The organism is Tateyamaria pelophila (assembly GCF_019966495.1).
Taxonomy (GTDB): domain Bacteria; phylum Pseudomonadota; class Alphaproteobacteria; order Rhodobacterales; family Rhodobacteraceae; genus Tateyamaria; species Tateyamaria pelophila.
Genome location: NZ_JAIMIA010000009.1, coordinates 18,034 through 32,923, shown reverse-complemented (window position 1 = coordinate 32,923; position 14,890 = coordinate 18,034). Strand labels below are relative to the sequence as shown.

Here is a 14,890-nt window from a genome sequence, read left to right as displayed (position 1 = left end):
AGTTGAACCATGAAAGAGACTGCGACATTTCACGACCTCAAAGACACGTCCGTGTTCATCACCGGCGGTGGGTCAGGCATCGGCGCGTCCCTGACCGAAGGGTTTCTCGAACAGGGGGCCAAGGTCGCCTTTGTCCAACGCTCCGACGCCTCGGCCTTTTGCGACGAAGTGGAGGCCAAGCATGGCACCCGTCCGCTGTTCATGCCCTGCGACATCACGGATGTGGACGCGCTCAAGGCGTGCATCGATCAGGCGGCGGCAGCCCACGGGCCGATCAGCACGCTGGTCAACAATGCCGCCAATGACAAACGCCACAGCACCGCCGAAGTCGACAGCGACTTTTGGGACTGGATGATCGCGATCAACTTCAAAGCCTATTTCTTTGCCTGTCAGGCGGTCATTCCGGGCATGCAGGCGGCAGGGGGCGGATCAATCATCAACTTCTCCTCCATCAGCTACATGATGGGGAATGCGGGCTATCCGATCTACACCGGCGCCAATTCGGGCATCAACGGCATGTCGCGCAGCCTTGCGCGCGAGTTCGGTCCCGACAAGATCCGGGTCAACGTGATTGCGCCGGGCTGGGTGCTGACGCAAAAGCAACTGGACAAATGGGCGACGCCCGACGGGCTTGCCGCGCATATGGAACGTCAGTGCCTCAAGGAGCATCTCGAACCGCGCGATATCGTCGGGGCGACGCTGTTTCTGGCCTCCGATGTCAGCCGCATGATGACGGGCCAGTCCATGGCGATTGATGGCGGCGTGGTGGTGTCCGGGTGATGCAGGATGTGGCGTGGATTGCAGTGGATTGGGGCACGTCGCATCTGCGGGCGTGGGTGATGCGCAGTGACGGATCGGTCATCGAACGTCGGCAATCGACTGACGGCATGGGCACGCTTGATCCAACTGGGTTCGAACCCGCCTTGCAAAAGCTCTGCGGCGATGTGCTGCCGGTGCCTGTTCTGGCCTGCGGCATGGTCGGCTCGCGGCAAGGCTGGGCCGAAGCGCCTTATGCCTCCGTGCCCTGCGCGCCCCCCGGCGCGGACGCCGCCACGACTGCAAAGACGACGCTGGAGGGGCTCAGTGTGCGCATCCTGCCCGGCGTCAAACAGGCCAGGCCCGCAGATGTGATGCGTGGGGAGGAAACCCAGATCGCAGGCTACCTTGCCACCAATCCCGGCTTTGACGGTGTTATCTGCCTGCCCGGCACCCATACCAAATGGGCGCATATCAGTGCGGGCGAGATCGTCAGTTTCCGCACGGCGATGACCGGCGAGATGTTCGCGCTTTTGTCGGCGCACTCCGTCTTGCGCCACTCCATGGGCGACGGTTGGGATGACGCGGCCTTTGCCGCGGGGGTGGACCAAGCCATTTCCCGACCCGAAAGCCTTGCGGCGTCGTTGTTTTCGCTGCGCGCCGAGGGGCTCCTGGACGGGCTCGACCCGAATGCGGCCCGCGCGCGCCTGTCTGGTCTCCTGATCGGAGCGGAGCTTGCCGCCATGCGTCCCTATTGGCTGGGCCAGCAGGTCGCCATGATCGGCGCGCAAAGCCTCGCTCGGGCCTATACCTCGGCATTGGCAACCCAAGGCGTGCCGGTGCATCAGACACCAAGCGCCGAAGACATGACATTGGCAGGCCTCACGGCCGCCTACACTCAAATATATGGAGGAGCCGAATGAGCCGCGAAATCATTGCCATCCTGCGCGGAGTTACCCCGGCAGAGGCCGTCGAGATTGCCACGACACTGATCGAGACAGGGATCGACCGGATCGAAGTGCCGCTCAACTCGCCCCAGCCCTTTGACAGTATCGGCAAGATGCTCGACGCAGTCGGGGACCGGGCGCAGATCGGGGCCGGCACGGTGCTCGATGTTCCGTCGGTCGAACGGCTGGCAGACATGGGCGCCCACATGGTCGTCTCGCCCGACACAAATGCCTCCGTGATCGTGGCGACCAAACAGGCGGGCATGCTGTCCTATCCGGGGATCATGACGCCATCCGAATGCTTTGCCGCTTTGCAAGCCGGGGCGGACGGCCTGAAACTGTTCCCCGCGTCCTTGCTTGGGATCGGCGGGTTGAAGGCGATCGGGGCGGTTCTGCCCAAGGGCACCAAAACCTACGCCGTGGGCGGCGTCGGTCCGGACGATTTCGCCGATTGGCGCGCCGCCGGAGTAACCGGCTTCGGCATCGGTTCGGCCCTCTATGCACCGGGGATGTCGGCACAGGATGTAGGCGCGCGGGCGGCCCAGATGGTTGCAGCTTACGACGGGGCAAAATGATGGACGTCTTTAGCGATACGATTTGCACCCTTGGCGAGGGACCCCTCTGGCATCCTGAACGAAACGCGTTCTTCTGGTTCGATATCTTGTCCAACAAGCTGTTCTGCAAAGCAGAAACAGAAACCATGTGGGAGTTTGACGAAAACGTCTCTGCGGCAGGCTGGGTGGATCACGACACGCTTTTGATTGCATCCCAGACAGCGCTCTGGCGCTTTGACATCCCGACCGGTGAGCAGGAATTCGTCGCTGGCCTCGAAAGTGACAATGAGACCACCCGCTCCAATGACGGGCGGGCCGACCCGCAAGGCGGGTTCTGGATCGGAACGATGGGCCACAACGCCGAACCGCATGCAGGTGCGATTTATCGCTATTACCGGGGCGAACTGCGCAAGCTCTTTGACAAGATCACCGTCTCCAATTCGATCTGCTTTGCGCCGGACGGCAGCACCGCTTATTTCACCGATACCCGCTCGCGCAAGGTGCAGCGGGTTGCGCTGGACGCAGACGGCTGGCCCAAGGGCAAGGCGGAGGTATTTCTGGACCTGTGGTCCGAAAACCTGAACCCGGACGGATCGGTCGTGGATGCCGCGGGTAACCTCTGGAATGCCCAGTGGGGCGCGTCGCGCGTCGCCGTTTATGCACCCAACGGAGACTTCCTGCGCGCCATCGCAGTGCCCGCCAGCCAGTCCACGTGCCCCGCCTTTGGCGGCCCGGACCTGCAAACGCTTCTGGTGACATCTGCGGCCAAGGGCCTGGATGAACAGCAAGGCGGGATGACATTTGTCACCGACATCGGTGTGACCGGGCAACGCGAATATCAGGTGATCTTGTGAAACGCACGTTGGGCGTCTGCTACTATCCCGAACACTGGCCCGAGGCGCAATGGGCCGAGGATGCCGCGCGCATGGCCGCGCTGGGCCTCACATGGGTGCGGATCGGCGAGTTTGCGTGGAAACGGATGGAGCCGTGCGAGGGCGCCTATGAGTGGGACTGGCTGGATCGCGCGATTGAAACCCTCGGCGCGGCGGGCCTGCGCGTCGTTCTGGGCACGCCCACCGCAACACCCCCGGCATGGGTCGTGCAAAAACACCCCGATATGCTGGCCGTGGATGCCGAAGGACGCACGCGCGGCTATGGCTCGCGCAGGCACTACTGTTTTTCCCATCCGGGGTTTATCGGAGAATGCCGCCGGATCGTGACAGCTATGGCCAAGCGCTACAGTGACAACCCGCATGTGGCCGCTTGGCAGACGGATAACGAATATGGCTGCCATGACACGACGCTCAGTTATTCGAAGGCGGCGCGATCCGCGTTCCGCGACTGGCTGCGCGGCCAGTTTCCGGGGCAGGGCAATGATGGCGACATCGACGCGCTCAATACGGCCTGGGGCAACGTATTCTGGTCCATGGACTACGACGATTTCGATCAGATCGGCCTGCCGAACCTGACCGTGACCGAACCAAACCCAGCCCATGTTCTGGCCTTTCGCCGCTTTACCTCCGATCAGGTGGTGGCCTTCAACCGGGTACAGACCGATATCATCCGCGCGCATTCGCAAGCCCCCATTGCGCATAACTACATGGGACGGATCACCGATTTCGACCACTTCAAGGTGGGCGCGGACCTCGATATCGCAAGCTGGGACAGTTATCCGCTCGGCTTTCTCGAAGACCGGGCAGGGGCCAATGCCGCTCATCAACGCGCTTACGCGCAGCAGGGCGATCCCGACTTTCAGGCCTTTCACCACGACCTCTATAGGGCGGTCGGGGCCGCGCGGGGCAGCCATCCCAAGGGCGGCGGGCGCTGGTGGGTGATGGAACAACAACCCGGTCCGGTGAACTGGGCGCCACACAATCCGTCCCCTCTGGATGGCATGGTGCGGCTCTGGACATGGGAAGCCTTCGCCCACGGGGCCGAAGCGGTCTGCTATTTCCGCTGGCGACAGGCGCCCTTTGCCCAGGAACAGATGCATGCGGGCCTTCTGCGCCCGGACAGCGTGGCCGCCGAAGCCTTTGCCGAGGCCGAAACCGTAATGGCCGAATTGGCCGAAGCGCCTGACGTCACTGTGGCACAGGCCCCGGTTGCGATCGTGTTTGATTATGACGCCGATGCGGCCTGGGCGGTGCAGCCTCATGGCGCGGGGCTCAGCTATTTTGCGCTGGTGTTTGACTGGTATCGCAGCTTGCGCAAGCTTGGGCTGTCGGTGGATATCCTGCCTGCCACCTGTCGCGATTTCGATGGATACCAACTCGTTCTGGCACCGGGCATGATGCATATGCCCGACGCGCTCAAAGCAGCGCTTGCCGAAACCACCGCGCAGGTCATTCTGGGGCCTCGCACTGCTGCGCGTGATGCGCATTTCAACATTCCCATACCACTTCCACCCGCATGGCCCGGCAGTGACCTGACCGTATCGCGTGTGCAGTCATTGCGCCCGGATATGCCGGTCCCTCTGGAGGGGGCAGGCGCTGTGCACAGCTACTTCGAGCAGATCGAAGGGGGCGGTGCGGTCGTGTTGGCCACGCAGGAGGGCACAGCCGTCGCAGTGCGGTGCGGTTCGAATGTGACCTACATGGCCGGATGGGGCGATGATGCAGCCCACATGCAGCTGATCCGCTCCGTTGCGCCCGCTCTGCCGATGGAAGAGATGCCGGAGGGGGTCCGCTGCCGCGAAACGAGGGGCGAGACGTTCTGGTTCAACTATGCGGCGCATGGGGTGGATGTGGCCGGGACGCATCTGCCGGCAGCCGGAGTCCTGCGGCGCCCGCGGGCCTGACGGGCCGCGAGTCTGCTCAAAATATAGGCGGCCTTGGCAGCGCAAACCGCCGGTTCAAGGGGGTCGGCGCGATGTGCCGGACCGCGCATTGCGTCATCAGAACGGTGTGTGCCTGCGCGAAAAATTAATACAAAGCAATATCTTGGGTCCTCTCTTTAGCATGGAATCCAAGCGCTCCGCGCGTCTGCCGCAACCCGGCCATGCAGGATCGGCATTGGTATACTGCAGTGCAGCATCTTATGTCCTGATCAACAAGAGAAACCATGAACTAATCGATACGAGGTATAAAATGGCCTATATTACACAAGCCCACGCTGCCGATCACCCCACTGTCTGGAACCGAGTTTCCTCCTTTTTCGCAATGGTCGGTCGCGCCATGACCATGTCTTCGGCCATGGATGCACGAATGCAGCGCGTCGAAGCGCTGAATTCGAAAACAGACGCAGAGCTGGCCGAAATGAACCTGCGCCGCGAAGATATCACAGCCTACGTGTTTCGCGATCTGATGCACCTCTAAGCGGATCGCAGGGTCGAATGCGGCCCTGTCTGATGCACCTGACGCGGGGGCGCGTTGCGCCACATGCTTGACACGCCGCGCGCAGGGCTTCAACGCTGGCGCCATGTTGGATTTGCGCCCCGTCGGATATGTGATTGGCCTCTTGGTTGCGGTGCTTGGTGCAACCATGGTTTTGCCGATGCTGATCGACTTGGCCGAGGGCCGGGAACACTGGCCTGTCTTTGCCGAAAGCGCGGTTATTACAATCCTGACCGGCGGTTTGATCGCGCTGAGCTGCGCCAACGGCGTGCGCGAAGGGTTGACGATCCAGCAAACCTTTCTGCTGACAACCGGGGTTTGGCTGGCACTGCCGGTCTTCGGTGCGCTGCCCTTCATGCTCGGCGCAACAGAGGCCCGCTTCGTAGACGCGTTCTTCGAGGCGATGTCGGGGCTGACCACCACCGGGTCCACCGTTTTCTCCGGGCTGGATACGATGCCCAAGGGGCTGTTGCTCTGGCGCGGCATTCTGCAATGGCTGGGCGGGATCGGGATCATCGTTGTGGCGATGGTGTTCCTGCCCGAGTTGCGCGTCGGCGGGATGCAGATATTTCGGACCGAATCCTTTGACACCTTTGGCAAGATCCTGCCGCGCGCGACCGAAATCGCCAGTCGGATTTCCGTGATCTACGTATCGCTGACGATGATTTGCGCGCTGTCTTACGTGGCCGCCGGGATGAACGCGTTCGATGCCACGGTCCACGCGATGACAACCATCGCAACGGGTGGATTTGCGAATTATGACGCGTCCTTTGCGGCGTTTGGCCCGGCGGCGTCCTATGTGGCCACGCTGTTCATGCTGTTGGCCGCTCTGCCCTTTGTGCGTTTCGTTCAACTGAGCGCTGGTACCGCCCGTCCGCTGCTTCAGGACACACAGATACACGCCTTTCTGATCACCGCTCTGATCATCGTGTTGCTGATCGCGGGCTGGAACCTGTCAAAGCAACGCGTGATCGACGAAGCGGCGGTACGGGTCGCCTTGTTCAACGCCGTGTCGCTGATGACGGGCACGGGATATGCCAGCGCAGATTACATGCAATGGGGCAGTTTTGCGATCGCCGTTCTGTTCTTTACCGGGCTGATCGGCGGGTGCGCGGGCTCGACCGCCTGCTCGATCAAGGTGTTCCGCTATCAGCTCCTCTTTGCATCGATCCGGTCCCAGCTGCAAAAAACCCGCAGCCCGCACGGCATCTTTACGCCCCGCTATGCCGGTCGGCCCGTCAGTGATGATGTACTGAGCTCTGTCATGTCGTTCTTCGTGTTCTTCACGGTCACGCTGGGGCTCTTGTCCGTCGGCCTGGCCATGACGGGTCTTGATTTCATCACGTCGGTGTCCGGCGCGGCCACGGCGCTGGGCAATATCGGCCCCGGCTTTGGCGATCAGATCGGCCCCGCAGGCAATTTTGCCAGTATCAATGACACCGCCAAATGGCTGCTGGCCGCTGCAATGCTGATCGGACGGCTGGAACTGATGGTTGTCTATGTCATTTTCACAGTTCAATTCTGGAGAGCGTAATGCCCCACACCCGCCCCCTCGGTGCGCAAATTTCCCATATGCTGAAGGATCGCGGCGTCGACGTCATTTTTGGCATTCCAGGCGTGCACAATCAGGAAATGTACCGCGGTATCGAAGAGGCCGGGATCACCCATGTGCTGGCCCGGCACGAACAGGGTGCGGGCTTCATGGCGGACGGTTATGCCCGCGCGTCGGGCAGGCCGGGTGTGGCCTATGTGATCACGGGACCGGGGCTGTGCAACATCATGACGCCGATGGGCCAGGCCTATTCCGATTCCGTGCCGATGCTGGTGATATCCTCTTGCCTGGATGAAACGGCGGCAAAACGCGGACAATTGCACCAGATGAAAGACCAGCGCGCGGCAGCTGCGACCGTCTGCGACTGGTCCGAAGAGGCGCGCACGGCAGAGGCCGCCTATGCGCTGGTCGATCGCGCTTTGCGCGAGATGGACACGGATCGCCCCCGCCCCAAGCACATTCAGGTCCCGATCGCGCAGCTGGAAGCCGCCGCGCCACCCTTTGTCGCCGGTGGTCTGATCGCAGGAAACAGCGCCGCTCCAGAGGCACAGATGCGTGAGGTCGCGGCACTTCTGGCGACGTCAAAGCGTCCTCTTCTCGTCCTTGGCGGGGGGACGACACAGGCCAGTGATCAGGTCCGCGCGTTTCTGGGAAAGTGCCCGGCAGCGGTGTTTACCAGCTACGCAGGTCGGGGGGTTGTGGCGCCGTCCTACGGCTTGTTGTTTGGCAGCACGCTGGCGCGGCCCGACAGTGCAAATGTACTGGCCGAGGCGGATCTGGTGATCGCCGTTGGCACGGAACTGGCACAAGTCGATCTGTGGCGGGACAGGTTGGGGCACACGGCCCCGCTCATTCGCGTCGATATTGATACGGAAGTCCTGTCCAACTCCAGCGATGCGCATCTGCGCATTCAGTGTGATGCAGCGCGATTTTTTGAAGCGGTGACGGCAAAGATCAACGGAGCGCAGACGGTGTGGGATCCGGCGGCCGTTGCCGCGCGGCGGGCCCGCTGGCGGTCCGAGATCGACGCGGAACGGACCGGCATCGTGCCTGTCTGCGACGCGTTGCGCGCGTGTCTGCCGGACGGCACCATGATCTATTCGGATATGACCCAGTTGGCCTACGCCGCGAAAGAAGTCTGGGATATGGACCAACCCGGTCACTGGCACCATCCTTATGGGTTCGGCACGCTTGGCTACGCCATACCGGCGGCCATTGGGGGGGGCGTGGCGCGCAAGGGTCTGCCGACGATGGCGATCATTGGTGATTATGGATTCCATTACACGATGCAGGAACTCGGCGTCGCGGTGGAGCTTGGTCTGCCGCTCCCGATCCTGTTGTGGGACAACGGCAAACTTGGAGAGATCGAGGACAGTATGGTCCGTGCGCAGATCGCGCCGAATGCCGTGATCGCGCACAACCCGGATTTTTGCAAACTGGCCGAAGCATTCGGGGCGCAGTCTGCGGCCCCGCAATCCTTGCATGACATGCAGGCGGCAGTCAGGACGGCGTTTGACGCCGACGGTCCGACGCTCATCTACGTTACGCCCGACATCAGCCGGTGAGGCGGGCGAAGCGACCGCCTTACGGGCGAGGTTGCAAAGGGCGTCCGAGCAGATCAATTCGAGCACATGCGGAATCAGGAGGCCCGTAAGGCGCACCCATGGTGCGCCCCGCCCCTCACAACAAGGCAACGCCATCACGCGGGGCGGACCGGATGAACACGCGATACGCGCAAGAAAGCGCCAATCGCTCCGAATTCGACATTTAGGCAATCAGGCGCGCTTGCCCTTGTGATCGAGTGGAGTAAGTTGGCGACATTGATCCGACAAAAGGAATTCCCAGGGATGATGGAAGACAAGCTCTCCAAGATATTTGACCGCACGGTGCAAACCGGAAATCTGGAAGTCGCCTATCCGTCGGGCAAAGTCGTGACCTACGGCGATGGAACGCGTGCGCCTCTGCGCATCCGATTCGTCGACGATGATGCCATGAGAAAACTGTATTCGGATCCGGAATTGCAATTCCCGGAACTGTACATGCATGGCAAGCTGGTGATCGAGGAAGGTGATATTTACGACCTTTTGATGATCTCCAAGCTCAATCGCAGCAAAAAGAATTTTGTCACGCCACCTGCGGCTGCGCGTACGGCCAAGCGTATTCTGGACCGCAGACTAAAACGCAGCATCCTGCCGGATGCCGCACAGCGCAATGTGGCGCATCACTATGACCTCGACGAAAAGCTCTTTCGGCTCTTTCTCGACGAGGACATGCAATATTCCTGCGCCTATTTCGAAAACGGCGATGAGACGCTGGAAGAGGCGCAGCTCAAGAAAAAACGTCACCTCGCGGCCAAGATGCGCCTCAAGGAAGGCATGCGCGTGCTCGACATCGGTTGCGGCTGGGGCGGCATGGGCCTTTACCTTGCCAAGACGACGGGGGCCCACGTCACCGGCGTCAGCCTGTCCGAAGAGCAGGTGCGCGTGGCCAATGAACGTGCCGCCGCCGCGGGCCTCTCCGACCGGGTGGAATTCAAGCTGATGGACTATCGCAAAGTCACCGGCGAGTTTGACCGCGTCGTCTCCGTGGGCATGTTCGAACATGTCGGCCTGCGCCACTACGAAGAGTTTTTCCGCACCGTCAAAAAGCTGATGGCCCCGGATGGCATCTTCCTGCTGCACTCGATCGTGCGGGTCAAACCAAACCGCTACAATGCGCCCTTCATCGAAAAATATATCTTTCCACAGGGGCAGATCCCGTCACTGGCCGAAACCCTGGAGGCCGTCGAAAAGGTGCCGTTGATGGTCAAGGATATCGAAATCCTGACCTATCACTATGCGGATACGATCCTTGAATGGCGCGAACGGTTCCGAGCCAACAAGGACAAGGTGCTCGAATTCTACGACGAGACGTTCTACCGGATGTGGAACATCTATCTGACATCTTCCGAAATCCACTATCGCCACGGGCGGCTGTGCAATTTCCAGATCCAGTTCACCAAGCGCAACTCCGAAGGGCCGCGCAACCGGAATTACATCGCCGAGAATGAACTGGCTCTCAAAGAGAAAGAGTGAGGTGGAGCGGGCCCTGCCGGGTCCGCACCGTGCCACCGCAAGGCTGATTTACTGCGACGGGCAGATGGCCGCGGCAACCGCTGTGGTCATTTCCAGCAACTGACCAGGACGGTCATACCTGTGGCGGCGGTGGACAGATCAAAGGGATCGATCGGTGTCTCGCTGTTGGTGCTTGCACCCGCCATGCCCGCTTCGGCCAGCACGGCCTGCAAGGTTTCGCGGTCCAGCGCAAAGCTGACGCCATCCGGCAAGGCGCGCCCCGTGTCCGGGTTTGGCAGCAACATGCCGAACACGCCACCCCCGTCATCCAGCACCGGTCCGCCCGCATCGCCGGGCAGCGTGTTGAGCGCGAGCCGTTTCACGTCCGGCTCTCCGGCCAGCCCACGGACATCACTCAAACTGCCAAAGGTCATCGTCGGTGCACCCAGCACGCCTTCAAAACTGTATCCGGACGCGGCCACCTCGGAATTCAACCGCGGTTGTGCCGCGCTGAAACGGGCGATGCCCAGCGGCGACAGCGCGACTGAGGGCCTGACGATCGCAACGCCCTTGTCGGTGTTCAGAACGGTCAGTTCCGCATCGATCTCGCCGTCCAACGTGATGCGGCCGCAGTTTTCGACCGCTTCGGACGTGGTGATGACGGTGCCGCGCGAATCCACGAAGAAGCCCGACCGCGACAAGCGCGGAGTGCGGATCTTGAGGCCTGCGACCAGATCGATGGCCTGTTCGTCCGACCCTGCACCGAGCGGGATCACACCCGGCTGTCGGCTAAAGCTGGTCTCCATCTCCGTGATCAGGCGGCGACGCCGTTCTTCATCTCCGGCGGGCCAGACAAGGGTGAAGCCTTTGATCTGACCGTCTTCCAGCGACACGCGGGTTTCGGAAATGCGCATGGCATCCTCGCCGATCAGAATGAAAGACGTGTCCTTGCGTTCGCGCGGGCCGTCGACCGGAACAATGTCCAGCGTCTGCATGATGTCATAAAGCCCGAACAGGGTATCCTGATCGCCCTCCTGGCTGATCATCAGGACCTTGGCAGGAATGTCGCCCGTACTGGTGTAATGCACAAAGGGATATTCGTATTTCTCGAAGGCGACGACGTCCATGGGCATCAGCATTTCGATACCGGCCTCTTCGTCGCGCACCGTCCGCAAGCCCAGATCATCAAGCACGGAGTTGTAATCCTTGAGCAAAGCCACGCGCTGCTCCGTCGTCAGAATGCCGGTGACGTCAAACCCCTTTTGGTCCTGCCATGCAGCCATGGCGTTGCGGGTGCCGCGGCCAAAGGCACCGTCGATGGCACCGACATAGACGCCGGCCCATTTCAGGGCGGTCTGCAGGGTCTCGCGTTCGCTGCGCAGCAATGCCCGCTCGCTGCGCTGTGCCTGTGCGGGCGTTTCATCCGCCGGTGGGGGGGCAGGGACGTTGCCGATGACGGCCGGTGCCTGTTCGGTGGTCACCGGCGCTTCGATGACACCGCGCCCCAACACATTGGCGCCCACCGGCCAGATCTGTTGGCGGAAGCTGGATGCCAGTGCGATATAGCTGTCGCGCGGGATGACGCCTTCGGATCGGTAGACGCGCAAGACCTGATCCGCGTCGGAGCGGTTGTAGGGGCCGAGGGCAATGCCGTACCAGCCGTTGCCAAGCGAGAATGCGTTCACATCCGGCAGGTCGCCCGAATAATCCCGCGCTCTTTCAAGGGCGCTGTTCAGGGTTGGCTGCGCTTCGATTTGGACCCAGACAACGTCGTCTTGCGCCAGAACCCGGGCCGCAGAGCCCAGTATGACGACCCAAACCAGCATGAAACGCTTCATCATTACCCGTAAACCCCGTAGACCATTTTCTTTGCCGCGATGATAAGCAGGAATTGGTCGCATTGAAAATGGGTGAAAACCCTGAAATTGGGACGTCACGCGCAATTGACCATCTTATGGCCGGGCCGTAGGTAAGGTGCGCATCCAAACGCAGGCTTACGCTCATGTCGCAGACCCCAGACGCGCCCCGTTCATTTCAGGACATCATCCTGAGGCTCCAGACCTACTGGGCCGCACAGGGCTGTGCGATCCTGCAACCTTATGACATGGAAGTGGGGGCAGGGACGTTTCACCCGGCCACGACCCTGCGCAGCTTGGGCACGCAGCCCTGGGCGGCTGCCTATGTGCAACCGTCGCGTCGGCCGACGGACGGGCGTTACGGCGAAAACCCGAACCGCTTGCAGCACTATTACCAGTATCAGGTGCTGGTCAAACCCTCGCCGCCCGACCTGCAGGACCTTTATCTTGGCAGCTTGCGCGCTATCGGCGTGGACATGGCCCTGCACGATATCCGCTTTGTCGAAGACGACTGGGAAAGCCCGACGCTGGGCGCCTGGGGGCTGGGCTGGGAAGTGTGGTGTGACGGTATGGAAGTGTCGCAATTCACCTATTTCCAACAGGTCGGCGGCCATGATTGCCATCCTGTCTCGGGCGAACTGACCTATGGACTGGAACGGCTGGCGATGTACATTCTGGGCGTCGATCACGTCATGGACATGCCCTTCAACGATCCGCAAACGGCGATTGCGCTGTCCTATGGCGACATCTTCAAACAGACCGAAGAGGAATACGCCCGGTGGAATTTTGACGTGGCCAACACCGACGTTTTGCTGCGCCACTTTGAGGAGGCCGAGGTCGAGTGCAACACCATTCTTGCGGCCGAGCATACCGACCCGAAAACCGGCAAGCGGATCGTGATGGCGCACCCGGCCTATGATCAATGCATCAAGGCCAGCCACATCTTCAACCTGCTGGACGCGCGCGGCGTGATCTCCGTCACCGAACGGCAAGCCTATATCGGACGCGTCCGCACGCTGGCCAAGGCCTGTGCCGACGCTTTTGTGCAAACCCGCGCAGGCGGCTGGCAGCCAGAGGATGCGGCGTGACTGACCAAAATGGCGCGCCGCTGCTGCGGGGGGCTCGCGATCGGGCGAACCTTGATGAGCGGATTGCCGATCTCAAGACCGGCTGGCACCCGGTCATGGCCCCCGAAATCACATTCTGTACCATGCGCGAGACTGACATGACCGATCTGAACGGCACCGCGCTTCGCCTTGGACAAAACGCATCATGAACGGCAAAATCATCGGGGTCGCAATCATGCTCAGCGCACTAATCGGCGGCATTTCCCTGTATTATCTGCAAATCTACGGCTTCTACGAAGACGTGGCCATCGAAGACGTCCAACTGGTCTCCGTGGTGTCGGACCTGCCCGAACCGATCCCTTTTGCCAATTTTGAAGCGATCGACGCCGATAGCTCGCCCATCCGGTACCGCGCCTGCTTCACCACAGACCTGTCGCTGGCATTGCTCAGCGAAACCTATGTGGGATTGGAAAACGCAACACCGCGCAACGCACCGGGCTGGTTTGAATGCTTTGACGCCGAAGCCATCGGCGCGGAACTGGCCGCAGGCACGGCCTTGCCCTTCCTCAGTCAGAAAAACGTGGAATTCGGCGTCGACCGGATCGTCGCCATCACCGCGGACGGGCGCGGCTATGCCTGGCACGAGCTGAACGATTGCGGCGAAAAGGCCTATGACGGAACCATCGTGGGCGAAGAATGCCCACGGCGGCCCGACATCACGCAATGACGCTGGTCGTCCCCGCCTTTATCACGGCCACGCTGGGGCTCGCGATTTTCATTCTTGGCACAGCCTTGAACAACCGCAGCACCCTGCTGAGCAACTTCAACATTCCAGATGCAGTATCCGGAGGCTTGGTGGCTGCCGTTTGTGCGCTGGTGCTCTATATCATTGCCGGGGTCGAATTCAGCTTTGAACTGCAGGCGCGCGATCTGTTTCTCGTCCTGTTCTTCGCAGGCATCGGGCTGAATGCGCGCCTCGGTGATCTGATCACAGGGGGCAAACCGCTGTTGATCCTGCTGGCGCTGACCATTGTGATGATTGTGCTGCAAAACGTGGTCGGTGTCGTCGGGGCTGTGCTCTTTGGCTATGACCCCTCCGCAGGCGTGCTGTTTGGCTCTGCCGCCCTGATCGGAGGGCACGGCACCGCCATCGCCTGGGCGCCCGAAGTGGCCCGCGCCGCAAATCTGCCCAACGCGCAAGAACTGGGGATCGCGGTTGCCACGCTGGGGCTTGTGGTCGCTGCCCTGATCGGCGGGCCAATCGCCCGCTATCTGGTCGAAGGGCGCAACCTCGAACCGGATCGGCCGGATGCAGGGCCGATCATCGGCCTTGAGGATGATACAGACACAGCCATCACACCGATCAGCGTGTCGCGCGTCCTGTTGTATCTGAACGTCGCAATCATTCTGGGCTACACGGTGAACAGGGGCCTGACCGAGGCGGGGGTCAAGCTGCCCCTCTTCGTGCCGTGCCTGATCATGGCGATCATCATCGCCAACCTGCGCAGCGTGCTGTTTCCCAAGGCCGCACCGGTGGCACGGACCGCCGCCCTGGCGTTGATCTCGGAAATCTCGCTCGGGACCTTTCTGGCCATGTCGCTGATGTCGCTGCAACTCTGGACATTGGTCGAACTGGGCCCCGCCATAGGCGCCATCCTTGCCACACAAACCGTGATTGCACTGGTGTTTATCATCTTCGTGCTCTTTCCGGTCATGGGCGGGGGGTTACCGGGCCGCTGTACTCGGGGCCGGGTTTGGCGGTTTTGCGCTCGG

At 61.4% G+C, this 14,890-nt stretch carries 13 protein-coding genes and 1 pseudogene; 13 read left to right on the top strand and 1 reads right to left on the bottom strand.

Annotated features, from left to right (window positions below; genetic code table 11):
• Positions 1-9 precede the first annotated feature (9 nt).
• From LC354_RS04965 to LC354_RS04925, 9 genes are all read left to right on the top strand, one after another.
• The gene (locus LC354_RS04965; RefSeq protein ID WP_223421744.1) at positions 10-780 is read left to right on the top strand and encodes an SDR family NAD(P)-dependent oxidoreductase; all 771 of its coding nucleotides are present in this window, start codon (positions 10-12) and stop codon (positions 778-780) included.
• Positions 780-1,679, top strand: coding sequence for a 2-dehydro-3-deoxygalactonokinase (locus tag LC354_RS04960; RefSeq protein ID WP_223421743.1), 900 nt, complete (start codon positions 780-782; stop codon positions 1,677-1,679). Before LC354_RS04965 ends, LC354_RS04960 begins: the two co-directional genes overlap by 1 nt.
• The gene (locus tag LC354_RS04955; protein ID WP_223421742.1) at positions 1,676-2,278 is read left to right on the top strand and encodes a 2-dehydro-3-deoxy-6-phosphogalactonate aldolase; all 603 of its coding nucleotides are present in this window, start codon (positions 1,676-1,678) and stop codon (positions 2,276-2,278) included. Before LC354_RS04960 ends, LC354_RS04955 begins: the two co-directional genes overlap by 4 nt.
• Positions 2,275-3,111: an SMP-30/gluconolactonase/LRE family protein gene (locus tag LC354_RS04950; RefSeq protein WP_223421741.1), complete on the top strand. Its 837-nt coding sequence runs from the start codon at positions 2,275-2,277 to the stop codon at positions 3,109-3,111. The genes LC354_RS04955 and LC354_RS04950 overlap by 4 nt, the downstream gene beginning before the upstream one ends.
• The gene (locus LC354_RS04945) at positions 3,108-5,054 is read left to right on the top strand and encodes a beta-galactosidase (protein ID WP_223421740.1); all 1,947 of its coding nucleotides are present in this window, start codon (positions 3,108-3,110) and stop codon (positions 5,052-5,054) included. Before LC354_RS04950 ends, LC354_RS04945 begins: the two co-directional genes overlap by 4 nt.
• A 289-nt stretch (positions 5,055-5,343) precedes the next feature.
• A complete protein-coding gene (locus tag LC354_RS04940; RefSeq protein WP_223421739.1) occupies positions 5,344-5,571 on the top strand; it encodes a hypothetical protein in 228 nt (75 codons plus the stop codon).
• A 103-nt stretch (positions 5,572-5,674) separates the two neighbouring features.
• The gene (locus tag LC354_RS04935) at positions 5,675-7,123 is read left to right on the top strand and encodes a TrkH family potassium uptake protein (RefSeq protein ID WP_223421738.1); all 1,449 of its coding nucleotides are present in this window, start codon (positions 5,675-5,677) and stop codon (positions 7,121-7,123) included.
• Positions 7,123-8,706, top strand: a complete 1,584-nt coding sequence (locus LC354_RS04930) for a 5-guanidino-2-oxopentanoate decarboxylase (protein WP_223421737.1) — start codon at positions 7,123-7,125, stop codon at positions 8,704-8,706. The genes LC354_RS04935 and LC354_RS04930 overlap by 1 nt, the downstream gene beginning before the upstream one ends.
• A gap of 282 nt (positions 8,707-8,988) precedes the next feature.
• The gene (locus LC354_RS04925) at positions 8,989-10,215 is read left to right on the top strand and encodes an SAM-dependent methyltransferase (RefSeq protein ID WP_223421736.1); all 1,227 of its coding nucleotides are present in this window, start codon (positions 8,989-8,991) and stop codon (positions 10,213-10,215) included.
• 86 nt (positions 10,216-10,301) lie between these two features.
• On the opposite strand, the gene LC354_RS04920 is transcribed toward LC354_RS04925, so the two are convergent.
• The gene (locus tag LC354_RS04920; protein WP_317849267.1) at positions 10,302-12,035 is read right to left on the bottom strand and encodes a serine protease; all 1,734 of its coding nucleotides are present in this window, start codon (positions 12,033-12,035) and stop codon (positions 10,302-10,304) included.
• A 161-nt stretch (positions 12,036-12,196) separates the two neighbouring features.
• Between LC354_RS04920 and LC354_RS04915 the strand changes: the two genes are divergently transcribed.
• The 4 genes and pseudogenes from LC354_RS04915 to LC354_RS04900 all read left to right on the top strand — a co-directional run.
• Positions 12,197-13,138, top strand: coding sequence for a glycine--tRNA ligase subunit alpha (locus tag LC354_RS04915; protein ID WP_223421735.1), 942 nt, complete (start codon positions 12,197-12,199; stop codon positions 13,136-13,138).
• Positions 13,135-13,326, top strand: a complete 192-nt coding sequence (locus tag LC354_RS04910; protein WP_223421734.1) for a hypothetical protein — start codon at positions 13,135-13,137, stop codon at positions 13,324-13,326. Before LC354_RS04915 ends, LC354_RS04910 begins: the two co-directional genes overlap by 4 nt.
• Positions 13,323-13,844, top strand: coding sequence for a DUF6446 family protein (locus LC354_RS04905; RefSeq protein WP_223421733.1), 522 nt, complete (start codon positions 13,323-13,325; stop codon positions 13,842-13,844). Before LC354_RS04910 ends, LC354_RS04905 begins: the two co-directional genes overlap by 4 nt.
• A pseudogene (locus LC354_RS04900) lies at positions 13,814-14,776 on the top strand (sodium/glutamate symporter); the annotation flags it as partial. The gene LC354_RS04905 and the pseudogene LC354_RS04900, both read left to right, overlap by 31 nt.
• Between the last annotated feature and the right edge of the window lie 114 nt (positions 14,777-14,890).

Bases quoted from the DNA above. Each gene is read 5' to 3' on its own strand.
- LC354_RS04905 (WP_223421733.1), top strand. From the start codon at position 13,323: ATGAACGGCAAAATCATCGGGGTCGCAATCATGCTCAGCGCACTAATC.
- LC354_RS04955 (WP_223421742.1), top strand. From the start codon at position 1,676: ATGAGCCGCGAAATCATTGCCATCCTGCGCGGAGTTACCCCGGCAGAG.
- LC354_RS04920 (WP_317849267.1), bottom strand. From the start codon at position 12,035: ATGATGAAGCGTTTCATGCTGGTTTGGGTCGTCATACTGGGCTCTGCG.
- LC354_RS04940 (WP_223421739.1), top strand. From the start codon at position 5,344: ATGGCCTATATTACACAAGCCCACGCTGCCGATCACCCCACTGTCTGG.
- LC354_RS04960 (WP_223421743.1), top strand. From the start codon at position 780: ATGCAGGATGTGGCGTGGATTGCAGTGGATTGGGGCACGTCGCATCTG.
- LC354_RS04930 (WP_223421737.1), top strand. From the start codon at position 7,123: ATGCCCCACACCCGCCCCCTCGGTGCGCAAATTTCCCATATGCTGAAG.
- LC354_RS04965 (WP_223421744.1), top strand. From the start codon at position 10: ATGAAAGAGACTGCGACATTTCACGACCTCAAAGACACGTCCGTGTTC.
- LC354_RS04950 (WP_223421741.1), top strand. From the start codon at position 2,275: ATGATGGACGTCTTTAGCGATACGATTTGCACCCTTGGCGAGGGACCC.
- LC354_RS04925 (WP_223421736.1), top strand. From the start codon at position 8,989: ATGATGGAAGACAAGCTCTCCAAGATATTTGACCGCACGGTGCAAACC.
- LC354_RS04935 (WP_223421738.1), top strand. From the start codon at position 5,675: ATGTTGGATTTGCGCCCCGTCGGATATGTGATTGGCCTCTTGGTTGCG.
- LC354_RS04915 (WP_223421735.1), top strand. From the start codon at position 12,197: ATGTCGCAGACCCCAGACGCGCCCCGTTCATTTCAGGACATCATCCTG.